General features: G+C 53.1%; 12 protein-coding genes. 7 read left to right on the forward strand and 5 right to left on the reverse strand.

Annotation, left to right across the window (positions count from 1 at the left end):
- Positions 1-43 precede the first annotated feature (43 nt).
- Complete coding sequence (locus BLS94_RS11800) at positions 44-1,102, reverse strand: rod shape-determining protein (protein ID WP_025041307.1); 1,059 nt, start codon at positions 1,100-1,102, stop codon at positions 44-46.
- A gap of 111 nt (positions 1,103-1,213) precedes the next feature.
- Between BLS94_RS11800 and gatC the strand changes: the two genes are divergently transcribed.
- The 3 genes from gatC to gatB all read left to right on the forward strand — a co-directional run bounded on the left by gatC (position 1,214) and on the right by gatB (position 4,718).
- On the forward strand, positions 1,214-1,501 hold the full coding sequence (gene gatC, locus BLS94_RS11805) for an Asp-tRNA(Asn)/Glu-tRNA(Gln) amidotransferase subunit GatC (protein ID WP_072768032.1): 288 nt from the start codon (positions 1,214-1,216) through the stop codon (positions 1,499-1,501).
- 74 nt (positions 1,502-1,575) lie between these two features.
- Positions 1,576-3,036 carry an Asp-tRNA(Asn)/Glu-tRNA(Gln) amidotransferase subunit GatA gene (gene gatA, locus BLS94_RS11810; protein ID WP_072768033.1) on the forward strand — a complete coding sequence of 487 codons (1,461 nt, stop codon included), beginning with the start codon at positions 1,576-1,578 and terminating at the stop codon, positions 3,034-3,036.
- Between the two features lie 203 nt (positions 3,037-3,239).
- Complete coding sequence (gatB, locus tag BLS94_RS11815) at positions 3,240-4,718, forward strand: Asp-tRNA(Asn)/Glu-tRNA(Gln) amidotransferase subunit GatB (RefSeq protein WP_090961293.1); 1,479 nt, start codon at positions 3,240-3,242, stop codon at positions 4,716-4,718.
- A gap of 233 nt (positions 4,719-4,951) precedes the next feature.
- Here the strand turns inward: gatB and BLS94_RS11820 are convergent, their stop codons facing one another.
- Positions 4,952-5,692, reverse strand: a complete 741-nt coding sequence (locus BLS94_RS11820; protein WP_090961276.1) for a pteridine reductase — start codon at positions 5,690-5,692, stop codon at positions 4,952-4,954.
- A gap of 155 nt (positions 5,693-5,847) precedes the next feature.
- Here BLS94_RS11820 and BLS94_RS11825 point away from each other — a divergent pair, with 155 nt between their 5' ends.
- Positions 5,848-7,062 carry a class I SAM-dependent methyltransferase gene (locus BLS94_RS11825; RefSeq protein WP_090961278.1) on the forward strand — a complete coding sequence of 405 codons (1,215 nt, stop codon included), beginning with the start codon at positions 5,848-5,850 and terminating at the stop codon, positions 7,060-7,062.
- 180 nt (positions 7,063-7,242) lie between these two features.
- Positions 7,243-7,686: a CBS domain-containing protein gene (locus tag BLS94_RS11830; RefSeq protein WP_072768040.1), complete on the forward strand. Its 444-nt coding sequence runs from the start codon at positions 7,243-7,245 to the stop codon at positions 7,684-7,686.
- Between the two features lie 15 nt (positions 7,687-7,701).
- Here the strand turns inward: BLS94_RS11830 and BLS94_RS11835 are convergent, their stop codons facing one another.
- Positions 7,702-8,271, reverse strand: coding sequence for a TMEM165/GDT1 family protein (locus BLS94_RS11835; protein ID WP_218124798.1), 570 nt, complete (start codon positions 8,269-8,271; stop codon positions 7,702-7,704).
- A gap of 288 nt (positions 8,272-8,559) precedes the next feature.
- Between BLS94_RS11835 and BLS94_RS11840 the strand changes: the two genes are divergently transcribed.
- Both BLS94_RS11840 and coq7 read left to right on the forward strand, forming a co-directional pair.
- Positions 8,560-9,951 (forward strand): (Fe-S)-binding protein, encoded by a 1,392-nt coding sequence (locus tag BLS94_RS11840; protein WP_090961281.1) that lies wholly within the window; start codon positions 8,560-8,562, stop codon positions 9,949-9,951.
- Positions 9,952-10,003: 52 nt separating this feature from the next.
- Complete coding sequence (gene coq7, locus BLS94_RS11845) at positions 10,004-10,630, forward strand: 2-polyprenyl-3-methyl-6-methoxy-1,4-benzoquinone monooxygenase (protein WP_090961284.1); 627 nt, start codon at positions 10,004-10,006, stop codon at positions 10,628-10,630.
- A gap of 183 nt (positions 10,631-10,813) precedes the next feature.
- Here the strand turns inward: coq7 and BLS94_RS11850 are convergent, their stop codons facing one another.
- Complete coding sequence (locus tag BLS94_RS11850; protein ID WP_072768042.1) at positions 10,814-11,230, reverse strand: OsmC family protein; 417 nt, start codon at positions 11,228-11,230, stop codon at positions 10,814-10,816.
- A gap of 166 nt (positions 11,231-11,396) precedes the next feature.
- Positions 11,397-12,137 carry a YdcF family protein gene (locus BLS94_RS11855; RefSeq protein WP_090961287.1) on the reverse strand — a complete coding sequence of 247 codons (741 nt, stop codon included), beginning with the start codon at positions 12,135-12,137 and terminating at the stop codon, positions 11,397-11,399.
- Positions 12,138-12,174 lie beyond the last annotated feature (37 nt).

Raw genomic sequence — 12,174 nt, forward strand, 5'->3', positions numbered from 1 at the left:
TGTACGCTCGGCCGGAACCCAACCGGACGTCCTCGAAAACCTGCTAGTCACTGGCAAAAACGCCCACCAACTGGTCCATATTTTCCAGAGCGACACCTGATCCACGCACAACACAGGTGAGTGGATCTTCAGCGATGATAACCGACAACCCTGTTTCTTCCATCAACAAGCGATCGATGTCTCTTAGCAATGCCCCGCCACCGGTCAGCACCATGCCTTTTTCAGCGATATCCGCACCCAGTTCAGGCAGCGTATGCTCAAGCGCCGATTTGACCGCGCTGACGATACTATTCAGTGGGTCCGTCAGTGCTTCGAGGATTTCGTTACTGGAAATAGTGAAGCTGCGCGGAATTCCTTCCGCCAGATTTCGTCCCTTGACTTCCATTTCCCGTACTTCCGAACCCGGGAACGCGGACCCTATTTCCTTCTTGATCAGCTCGGCGGTGACTTCACCGATCAGCATGCCGTAATTGCGGCGAATATAATTGATAATCGCCTCGTCGAATTTATCACCCCCAACGCGTACCGAATTTGAATAAACGATGCCGCCGAGCGAAATCACACCCACTTCGGTAGTGCCGCCGCCGATATCGACCACCATCGAGCCAGTCGCTTCCTCGACCGGCAAGTTGGCGCCGATCGCTGCCGCCATCGGTTCCTCGATCAGTTCGACCTTGCGTGCGCCGGCGCCATAGGCAGCTTCGCGAATGGCGCGACGCTCCACTTGGGTGGATCCATAAGGTACACAGATTACAATGCGGGGGTTGGCGGAAAACAGTCGCGGTGGATTTACCTTCTTGATGAAGTGCTTCAGCATCTGTTCGGTAACGGTGAAATCGGCGATCACGCCGTCCTTCATAGGACGGATCGCGGTGATATTACCGGGGGTCCGCCCCAGCATCTGCTTGGCCGCCAACCCTACCTGCTGAATTACTTTTTTGCCGTTGGGCCCCCCATCCTGGCGTATCGCTACTACGGAAGGTTCATTTAATACAATACCCTGGCCGCGCACATAAATCAGCGTATTGGCGGTTCCCAGGTCTATCGCCATATCGGTCGAAAAATAACCCTTCAATACATTATTGTTTATAAAATTAAGCATGGTTTACGAAATCCGTTGCAGATGGCGATGATAAAGCGCGGAAAAGGATGCGTCACTCAGGCGGGCTATGATACTCTATTACCTATTTGAATATAAGGGATTTGGCGGTTAATGTCACTGTCTTTGGATGAGGTAAAGCGCATCGCCAACCTGGCGCGCATTGAAGTCGGCGAGGAGGAGGCGAGTGCCGCGCTGGCTCAGTTATCGGGTATCTTCGACCTGATCCAGCAGATGCAGGCGGTGGATACATCGGCCATAAAACCCGTATCCCATGCACAGGATTTGATGCAACGGCTGCGCCCGGATATCGTGACGGAGGTCGATCAGCGCGAGTTGTTTCAATCCATAGCGCCCCAGGTAGAGGCGGGTCTTTACCTCGTGCCAAAGGTTATCGAGTAAAGCCTGGCGCCGCCGCTGAACTCTCCTTCCACGTTTGCAACCTTTTGCAAGATTTGCTTCACCCCGCGAATAACATGTTGAACTCCAGTCTCAAGCAATTTTCCACGCTCCTTGCCGCGAAAAAAATCTCCAGCGCTGAATTGACCGGCGAATTCCTCAAGCGTTCCCAGGCGTTAAACCCAGGTTACAACGCTTTCATTACCATCAATGAAGAGACTAGCCTCAATCAGGCGCGTGCCGCGGACATGATTATCGCATCCGGCGGCGCCCGGCCGCTTACCGGTATTCCGATCGCCCAGAAGGATATTTTTTGTACCAAGGGGTGGCTCACCACTTGCGGATCGAAAATGTTGTCCAATTTCATTTCCCCTTACGATGCTGCTGTGGTTGAGCGTTTCAATGCGGCAGGGGCGGTGAATATCGGCAAAACTAACATGGATGAATTCGCCATGGGATCCAGCAACGAGACCTCCTATTACGGACCGGTAAGGAATCCGTGGGATACCACGGCCGTGCCGGGTGGAAGTTCGGGCGGTTCGGCTTGTGCCGTTGCCGCACGTATGGCGCCCGCCGCAACTGGCACGGATACGGGCGGTTCAATTCGTCAACCGGCTGCGCTATGCGGCATTTCCGGGATCAAGCCCACTTATGGGCTGGTTTCGCGCTACGGTATGGTTGCCTTTGCTTCCAGTCTCGACCAGGGCGGTCCGATGGCGAAATCAGCAGAAGACCTGGCGTTGATGCTGAATGTCATGGCCGGATTCGATACACGCGATTCGACCAGTTTGCAGCGTGAGGCGGAAGATTACGTGCGCGAGCTGGAAAAGCCGCTCGCAGGGCTGCGTATCGGCCTGCCGAAAGAATATTTCGTGAAGGAAATAAACGATGACGTAGCGCGCGCGGTGGAAGCCGCTATCGCGGAATACCGCAAGCTTGGCGCAAAAACAGTGGAAGTATCGCTACCCAATACGAAGCTGTCGGTACCTGTTTACTATGTGCTGGCCCCAGCGGAAGCGTCGAGCAATCTATCCCGGTTCGATGGGGTGCGTTACGGCTATCGTGCTCCCAAGTATATCGACCTCGATGATATGTATCGGAAAAGCCGCGCGCAGGCTTTTGGCGCAGAAGTGAAGCGCCGCATTCTAATCGGAACTTACGTGCTGTCGCACGGATATTACGACGCATACTACATTCAGGCCCAGAAGCTGCGCCGTCTGATAGCACTGGATTTTGCCGAGGCATTCAAACAGTGTGACATCATCATGGGGCCGACTTCGCCCACCGTTGCATTCGATCTCGGAGAAAAAAGCAGCGACCCGGTCCAAATGTACTTATCCGATGCCTACACCATTTCCGTCAACCTGGCCGGCTTGCCCGGTATGTCCATCCCGGTTGGCTTTGGCGATAAAAACCGGCCGGTGGGATTGCACATCGTTGGCAATTATTTTACGGAAGCACAAATGCTGAATGTGGCACATCAATACCAACGGGTAACCGACTGGCATATGCAGATGCCTGCCGGATCCCAAGAGTGAATTGAGCCTGTATTGAATCGTATCGGACTCGGCTTCATCGTCATGAGAATACGATGATTCCACCATTCCGGGGCTTGATCCGGCATCCGGTTCAAAACCCGCTATGGCGTGCTTTCCAACCCTGGACGGCGAGTTCGGCTGGTATATCGTACCGATAATTGCCGGATCAATTTAAGTACTATTCCAAAAAAGGGATTCTCGCAATGCAATGGGAAATCGTTATCGGTCTTGAAGTCCATGCGCAGCTCTCGACCCGATCGAAAATATTTTCAGGCGCCTCGACCGCTTTCGGCGCGGCGCCCAACGCAGAAGCTTGCGCGGTCGACCTGGCGCTGCCGGGCGTGCTGCCCGTATTGAATCACGGCGCGGTTGACCGGGCAATCAAGCTTGGTCTGTCGGTTGGGGGAAAAATCAATTCGCCATCAATTTTTGCCCGAAAAAATTACTTTTATCCTGATCTCCCCAAAGGCTATCAGATCAGTCAATATGAATTGCCCGTCGTTGAAGGCGGTAACGTGACAATTCATGTGGGGGAAACGGAGAAAACTGTACGTCTTGTCCGGGCACATCTGGAAGAAGATGCGGGCAAGTCGTTGCATGAGGATTTCCACGGCATGACCGGCATCGATCTGAATCGTGCGGGCACGCCTCTGCTCGAGATCGTTTCTGAGCCGGATATGCGCAGTAGCGCCGAAGCGGTGGCCTATGCCAAAACATTGCATTCGCTGGTGCGCTGGATCGGCATCTGCGATGGCAATATGCAGGAGGGTTCCTTCCGTTGCGACGCCAACGTATCCGTGCGACCACAAGGATCGGACAGGCTTGGCACTCGCTGCGAAATAAAAAATCTCAACTCGTTCCGTTTTCTCGAGAAGGCTATCGATTACGAAGCCAGACGCCAGATAGCGCTCCTGGAAGACGGCGGCGCCATCCATCAGCAAACCCGCCTCTACGATCCTGCAAAGGATGAAACCCGTGCCATGCGAAGCAAGGAAGATGCGCAGGACTACCGCTATTTTCCCGATCCGGACTTGTTGCCGCTGGAAATCCCTGCAAGCTGGATCGCTGAAGTGAAGAGCGGGCTACCGGAACTGCCACAGCAAATGCGAATTCGCCTCGAGCGCGACTATGGGCTTTCTGCTTATGATGCGGCGGCCCTGACAGCCGATCGGGAAATTGCGGAGTACTTCGACGCGGTTGCAGATAAGCTTCCATCTGATCCAAAACTCTGCGCAAACTGGGTAATGGGCGAAATATCCAGTTATCTCAATAATGAAGGAAAGCTCTTTGATAACTGTCCGCTGTCTCCGGCACAACTCGTGCAACTTCTAACGCGTATCAAAGATGGCACAATCTCGGGAAAGATGGGGAAGGAAGTATTGAGACAAATGTGGATCCAGTCCGGTGAGCAAGCTGGGGGTTGGAAGCGCCACGATTCGGAACCGGTTGAGAACCTTGTCGACGAGATCATCAAATCGCAGGGATTGAAGCAGATCTCGGATTCGGGCGAACTTGAAAAACTGATCGCCGACGTTATTGATGCCAACTCGAAATCCGTTGAGGAATTCAAGGCTGGCAAGGAGAAAGCCTTTAATGCCCTCGTCGGCCAAGTAATGAAGGCCGCCAAAGGCAAGGCGAATCCCGCGCAAGTGAACGAGATACTGCGAAAAAAGCTGAGTTGATGATTCAGATATTGGGTGTTGCGCTACGCTTACCCAACCAGTAGTTCCTTTGCACTTCCAAACGACATGAACGATAAATAAGGTGCGATGCGCTAATTTATGCCCTTATGTTTGAAGGGAAAGTGAAAGCATCCTTCGTCAACCCAATAGCAGACCCCAGATCTCCCGATTTAGCCATTAAGCGGATTTAGCCATTAAGCGCTTTATGTCATCCTCTCAGCCTTCGCTTCTACCTACAAATTAACGCTACGTCCCCCATCCACGGCAATGATCTGGCCGGTAATATAAGGTGCGTCCGCAATCAGGAAAGCCACCGTTCTGGCGATGTCGTCCGGCTCGCCGGTTCGTTTGAGCAGTGTCCTGCCTATGATGTACTGGCGAGAAGCTTCATCTGCCCACTCACCCTCTTCAGGCCACAGAATGGGACCGGGAGAAACCCCATTTACCCGAACTTCGGGTGCAAGCTCCTGGGCAAGCGATCGCGTGAGCGAGGCAAGGCCGCCCTTTGCAGCGTTGTACACCACGTATCCTTTCAGCGGCCACTTCTCGTGAATATCGACGATATTGACGATACAGCCATTATTTTCCCTGAGTTGCGGCGCCGCCGCCTGTGACAGAAGCAGAGGTACCTTCAGATTGGTGCCGATCAGATCATTCCACATGTTCTCGGTGAGTTCTCCGAGGGGAGTAGGGAAAAAGCTGGAAGCATTATTGACGAGCGCGTCGAGTTTTCCGAAATGCCTTATGGTCTCCTCGATCAGGTCGGGGAGTCGCCTGATATCCAGCAGGTCAGCCCGGGCCAGCGCCACTGAACCGGGCCGTGCCAGATTAAGTTCGGTCTGCAAGGCCCGTGCGTCTGTCTCCGACGCGCGGTAATGCACCAGCAGATTTGCGCCCTGTGCATGCAATCTGCGACAGGTGGCTGCACCCACGCGTCTGGCGCCCCCCGTGACGAGTATCACTTTCCCTTGCATCGCTATCTCCTCTACACTTACGAATCGATTCGATTTTTATAATTCATAGTGGCTCTCAAATAGAGTTTACAGAAGACCGCTGAATTCTCGCGACACGAGAAAGACGATGCCCCTATTTGATAGACAGCCTTATATTACAGAGTAGCATAGAGCCAATGCAGCCACTACCGGCACTACCTATACCGAGCGAAGCAGCCCTTCGGCACAGCCGTGCCTTGAAAGAACTCATCCATGCCGAACTTGCTGTTGCCGGCGGCTGGATTTCATTCGAACATTACATGAGGTTGGTCTTGTACGCGCCGGGCATGGGTTATTACAGCGGCGGTGCAGCAAAATTCGGCGAATCGGGCGATTTTGTCACCGCCCCGGAAATTTCTTCATTATTCGGTAAAACCCTGGCGCGGCAGGCCGCGCAGGTTCTCGAACTCGTGGATGACCAGGCCGATATTCTCGAATTCGGGGCGGGTACGGGCAAACTCGCGCTCGATTTACTGCTTGAACTGGAAAAACTCGGCAGCTTGCCCCGCCGGTATTTTATTCTTGAAGTCAGTGCAGAGCTACAGCAGCGGCAAAGGGAATTATTTGATAGATTCGCGCCGCATCTCGCGCTGCGAGTCGTCTGGCTGGAACATTTGCCTCCCGCATTCGATGGGCTGATAATTGCGAATGAGGTACTCGACGCCATGCCGGTACATCTGGTTGCCTGGCGCGGAACTGATCTGTTCGAGCGTGGCGTGATGATAAAAGGAGACGATTTCGCATGGAGCGACCGTGCTCTTGCAGGGGGAGCGCTTTTTGAGATTGCTCGTGAATTAAATCCTCAGGTTGAGGGTGCGGATGGCGATGTCAGCCGTGGTCTTGGCCACGATATTGGTGAGTACGTGAGCGAGATCAATCTTTCCGCGAGCCATTTCATGCGTAGTCTCGCCGCTGTTTTGCAGCGGGGCGCAATCGTGTTAATCGACTACGGTTTCGGACGTAATGAGTATTATCATCCCCAGCGATCCAGCGGTACATTGATGTGCCATTATCGCCATCTTGCCCACAACGATCCTTTTTATCTGCCGGGTTTGCAGGACATTACCAGCCATGTTGATTTCAGTTCTGTCGCCAGCGCCGCTATCGATTCGGGGCTGGGGTTGCGGGGTTACACGACTCAGGCATATTTTCTCATCAACTGCGGGGTAACCGAGATTCTGGCGCAAACCCGAGTGGAGAACACCAAGGACTATCTGCCGCTGGCGAACCAGTTGCAAAAGCTGGTGAGCCCGGCGGAAATGGGTGAACTGTTTAAAGTTATCGCATTTGGCAAGAATATCCACCAGTCACTGATCGGATTCATCAGCGGGGATAAAAGCCGTATGTTGTAGCGCATGCGCGATGGCGCTGGAACCCTGCGATTGCGAACAACAGCGGTTACCTTGTCCGCAAGCCAAGTGCACTATTTGAAGTACGGAAGCAGCCCCCAGGTTCTTCTCCTTGCATGCTATGATTAACTCAACTGATAAAGAAGTTTTCGAACATTCGAAACTCGAATAGGGGAATATGTAGTGGCGACCGTAAGGCAATTACTGCAGGGCAAGGGATTCGAATGTGCAAGCATCGAGCCGGACAAATCCGTATACGACGCGATGCAATTGATGGCTGCACGAAACATCGGTGCATTGCTGGTGCTACAGGATGGAAAACTGGCCGGTATCTTCACTGAAAGAGATTATGCGCGCAAGGCATATCTGCTGGATAGACCTGCGAAAGATATCCCGGTTAGCGAAATCATGACTTCGCAAGTGGCATATGTAACCCCCGATTATTCCGCTGAAGATTGCATGGCATTGGTTACTTCGATACGGGTACGGCACTTGCCCGTGCTTGAAAATAACGCAGTGGTCGGCATTATTTCCATCGGCGATCTGGTCAAGGACGCCATTTCGGGACGCGAGTTCGTCATTCATCAGCTCGAACGTTACATATACGGGATTACCGGACCAGATTAATGTGTCAACGGTACGTCAATAAGATGGTACCTCGCCCGCCAATGACCATATTCCCAGCAGCAAAAACGACGCAGCCGCGATCCATCGCATCATTGTCATATTGATGCGATCCGCAAGTACCTTGCCCATCCAGACGGCCGGTGCGTTAGCAAGCATCATGCCAAGCGTGGTTCCTAAAACAACTGTTGTCAGCGCATCATAGCGGGCGGCCAATGCCACTGTCGCAAGTTGGGTCTTGTCTCCCATCTCCGCCAGAAAAAAAGCAATTAGCGTGGTGACAAATGCTCCGGCACTAAAAAAGCGCAGGTTCCCCTCTAGTGCATCTGGCTTGAGCGCCCAAAGGCCGCATCCGATGAACGATAGCCCAACGATCCAGTTGAGAAATTGAGGAGAGATCAGGCTTGCCAGCCATGCGCCTACCGATGCCGCAAGCGCATGATTGAGTAGCGTGGCCACGAAGATGCCGGCCATTATCGGGTAGGGTTGCCGTAGCTTGGCTGCAAGTACAAATGAAAGAAGCTGAGTCTTGTCGCCGATTTCAGCCAGCGCTACCAGCAGGGTGGAGGTAAAAAATGCTTCCAAGATGGAGGGTCGGTGTATCAAAAAATGGAGGTCCGGAAATTGTAGCGTGGTTTTGTTGTCCTAAACCACGTGCTCTCTCCAGTTCCAGTAATTGATGCCTGATAAGCATCGGCCCTTCCCGAAACCGAACAAATTACCGTAATGATACTTTTTCCGGCGGGTGCTTCCAGCGGTGGAAAATCCGGCGCCGCTCTATCCTTCACATGTGTTAGAGACAAAACTCTTCCAATGCAAGCAGCCCAGCAAAAACATGAAAAATATATCCAAAGCCTTTTTTGAGCCGATGTGATCATGAAACCAACTGATCTTCCGCCCGATTTTTCTCTGGATTCGCTGGTCGCCGAAGCCAACCGTTGTGTTGCGTGCGGTCTGTGTCTGCCGCATTGTCCCACCTATCGCGTAACACAATCGGAAGCCGATTCGCCTCGGGGGCGTATCGCTCTGATGAGCGGGGTTGCCGGCGGGCGTATTCCGATGAACGAGCGCTTTGCGCTGCACATTGACCGGTGCCTGACCTGCCGTGCCTGCGAGTCGGTATGCCCCAACCACGTGCGCTTTGGACAACTGATAGACGGGACCCGTGCGATGATGGCATCCTCATCCAAACCGCTGGGAGGAAGTACGCAGGCCTCAAAATCCTGGTTTCGCCGGTGGGTGGAGTGTGAAATAATCGGTAAACCCGCACGTATTGATGCGTTGCGCCCTCTCTTACGTTTTTATCAGCGAAGCGGTATGCAGAAGCTGTTGCGTAAGTCCGGTTTATTGGGAAAAACGAAGCTGATTTTGCTGGAAACCCAGTTGCCGCGCATCGATAAAACCTACTCTTTGCCCGGCCGGCCAAATTTTGCAGGGTCATGGCAAGCAGTTTATCCCACTACTGGACAGCCACGCGGAGAAGTCGGTCTGTTCCTCGGTTGCGTGGCACGACTGACGGATACTGCAACGCTCAACGCGACAATAGTCGTCCTCAATCAATTGGGTTATACGGTTCATGTGCCGCCCGCGCAGACCTGCTGTGGCGCCTTGCATCAGCATGGCGGTGACAAGCAAACGGCGGCGCAACTTGCACACCGGAATATCAGTGCTTTTGATGGCCTGAATCTGGAGGCGATTATCAGCACGGCGTCGGGTTGCGGCGTGCAGTTGACTGAGTATTCCACTTTGCCCCCGTCGCCACGCTCAAAAGAGTCTGCGCCAGAATTGGAAGCTGGGAACGGGTGCGACGGGGGCACGCCAGCGAGCAAGCGATTTTCAGCCAAAGTCATGGACATCAGTGCATTTCTGGCAGTGGCTGAAGGATGGGACGAGATAAAGCTGGCGCCATTGACCTATAAAATATCGGTACACGAGCCCTGTAGTTTGCGCAATGTTTTGCGCGGCTCCGCCTCTTCCTATGCGCTGCTCGCGCGCATTCCTGGCGCGCAGATTGCGCCGCTAACTGGAAACGATCAATGCTGTGGTGCCGCCGGGACTTATTTTCTCGACCAGCCAGAGATGGCAAAAGTGCTGCTGCATGATAAAATTACCGCAATAAGCGCAAGCGGCGCACGTTATCTCGCTACATCAAACGTAGGTTGTGCCATGCATCTTGCAAGCGCGTTGCGCGAAGCCGGATCAGAAATTGAAGTGTTGCATCCGGTTACACTCATAGCGCGGCAGATGAATATAACCTCTCAAATTTGATTTATCATTTATTCATCGTTTATGTCTTTCGTATCGTTTGCTTAGGACTTTCATGCCGAATCTGGACAAATTTATTATCGGTTTCGATCACGCACTGCGTACGCTGTTGACGCCGGCACAAACGCTGCGGCCCGTCCCGGGAACTGAATTGCCGGAAGTTGAATTGAGTGATTCAGAGAAAAGCGAATCCACCGCACTGATGCGTATCAATCACACCGGGGAAATTTGCGCACAAGCACTATATCAGGGACAGGCACTGACTGCGCGTAACGTAGAAGTGCAGCATACCCTGGCGCAGGCGGCGCGCGAAGAAACTGAACATCTTGCCTGGACAGAGCGGCGGATTGCGGAATTGAGCGGGCGCAAGAGCCTATTGAATCCGTTATGGTACGGCGGATCACTCGCCATGGGCGCGTTGGCGGGCACACTCGGCGATAAATGGAACCTTGGGTTTCTTGCGGAAACCGAACGCCAGGTGACATCCCACCTGGCTGGACATTTAAAACGCTTGCCGCATAACGATGGGAAAAGCCGCGCCATCGTCGCACAAATGCAAATTGACGAAGCGGGTCACGCTACCGCCGCCATGTCGCAGGGTGGCGTGGAATTGCCCATGCCGGTGAAGCTGATGATGAAGCTGGGGTCTAAAGTGATGACGAAAACGGCATATTGGGTTTGACCAAAGGTTTTGAACCTGCATCCCGCAGTTGACGCTCATCTTTTAGCTCATTTGTCAGCTCATTTATCAACGCCCTCATCCCAAGGAATTTTTGTGCTCCATGAACCTCACCTTTTTGGTGAGCCCACTCTACCCCTTCCGATCGCTTTTCCAACCTGCGGTATTCAGGTTTAGCGAAGAGCTTCAGCTCTCCACGATTTCAAAGTCATGTGTCAGTTGCGCCGTTTTTCCCAGCATTATAGAGGCTGAGCAGTATTTTTCCGCGGAAAGGACGATCGCCCGCTCTACTTGCTGGGGATTCAGCTTTTTTCCGGTCAGGATAAAATGGAAATGAATGCGGGTGAATACCTTGGGGTCTTGCGGAGCCCGTTCTGCCTCGATTTCCACCACGCAGTCGTTAATATCCTGACGGCTCTTTTTCAGAATCAGCACTACATCGAAAGCTGCGCACCCGCCGGTTCCCATCAGCAACATTTCCATTGGACGCGGCCCGAGATTTCTCCCACCGGCTTCCGGGGGCCCATCCATCAGTACGGCATGGCCGCTGCCCGATTCGGCCAGAAAACTCATTCCATCGTTCCATTTAATACGTGTTTTCATGCTGGTTTTTCCAAAAAATATGCGGATGTTATTTTAATCCTGGTTCAAGGCAACAACGAATTTCATAAATTGCTCATCACTGGCGCATTTGCTTGGCTTATTGCGTTGCAGTGTGCTGCAAAGATGATGCGCGAGTAAATGGAATGGTTCGCTCGAAGAGTGACGTTTACCCGGAAGCCGACGTCAGCCGATACCACGCTATGCCGATGACTTCATGAAAGAACAAACTGCTTTTTTGCAGCGCGGCCGCCGTGGGAATGAATGCGAATATATCCGTTTTATAGCGGGTAGTGTACGCAGTCGCAGCAGGGACAATCTTGAAGCCGGCCTGTTCGAATTCCCTAGCTGCTCTCGGCATGTGCCAGGCGTGAGTGACGAGCGCGATATGACTGATCTTGTCCCTGCTGAGTATCGCAAAGCTCTTGTAGGCGTTTTCACGAGTGTTTCGCGAAGCACCTTCTGTCCACTTGACCGGAACCCGAAACTCCTTTTCCAGCACCGCTTTCATTTGCGCCGCTTCAGATGACTTGCTTCCCAGAGGAGTACCGCCAGTCGCCAGGATAGGTTTGCCCGTTCGGCGATGCAGTTCCGCCGCGTAACGTATGCGCTGCAGGCTATATCGCCCGACCGTGTCGTTGCCATATTCTGGCGCCTGATAGTAAGTGCCGCCACCCAACACGACGATTGCCTGCACATCGTTATCAAAAAGGCCGCGTTCGGGCGGCGTCTCCAGCCTTTGCAGAAGGGCCTCGGCGACGAACGGAATGGACAGCAAATAGAGCAAGGCCAGCGCGGACCATACCATAAGCTTACCTAACCTGGGCCGGCGTTTGAGAAGCAAAAACCCCACGAATTGCGCCGAATTAAATGTAACCGAAAGGTATTCTGAGAAATAACGTTGCGCCATATTGAAGGTTACCGAAAAGGAGACCTTGATATGGTAA

The organism is Nitrosospira sp. Nsp18 (assembly GCF_900103145.1).
Classification (GTDB): domain Bacteria; phylum Pseudomonadota; class Gammaproteobacteria; order Burkholderiales; family Nitrosomonadaceae; genus Nitrosospira.

What these genes read in the sequence shown, in the direction of transcription:
- BLS94_RS11800 (WP_025041307.1), bottom strand. Translation starts at nt 1,102, where the DNA reads ATGCTTAATTTTATAAACAATAATGTATTGAAGGGTTATTTTTCGACC.
- gatC (WP_072768032.1), top strand. Translation starts at nt 1,214, where the DNA reads ATGTCACTGTCTTTGGATGAGGTAAAGCGCATCGCCAACCTGGCGCGC.
- gatA (WP_072768033.1), top strand. Translation starts at nt 1,576, where the DNA reads ATGTTGAACTCCAGTCTCAAGCAATTTTCCACGCTCCTTGCCGCGAAA.
- gatB (WP_090961293.1), top strand. Translation starts at nt 3,240, where the DNA reads ATGCAATGGGAAATCGTTATCGGTCTTGAAGTCCATGCGCAGCTCTCG.
- BLS94_RS11820 (WP_090961276.1), bottom strand. Translation starts at nt 5,692, where the DNA reads ATGCAAGGGAAAGTGATACTCGTCACGGGGGGCGCCAGACGCGTGGGT.
- BLS94_RS11825 (WP_090961278.1), top strand. Translation starts at nt 5,848, where the DNA reads ATGCAGCCACTACCGGCACTACCTATACCGAGCGAAGCAGCCCTTCGG.
- BLS94_RS11840 (WP_090961281.1), top strand. Translation starts at nt 8,560, where the DNA reads ATGAAACCAACTGATCTTCCGCCCGATTTTTCTCTGGATTCGCTGGTC.
- coq7 (WP_090961284.1), top strand. Translation starts at nt 10,004, where the DNA reads ATGCCGAATCTGGACAAATTTATTATCGGTTTCGATCACGCACTGCGT.
- BLS94_RS11850 (WP_072768042.1), bottom strand. Translation starts at nt 11,230, where the DNA reads ATGAAAACACGTATTAAATGGAACGATGGAATGAGTTTTCTGGCCGAA.
- BLS94_RS11855 (WP_090961287.1), bottom strand. Translation starts at nt 12,137, where the DNA reads ATGGCGCAACGTTATTTCTCAGAATACCTTTCGGTTACATTTAATTCG.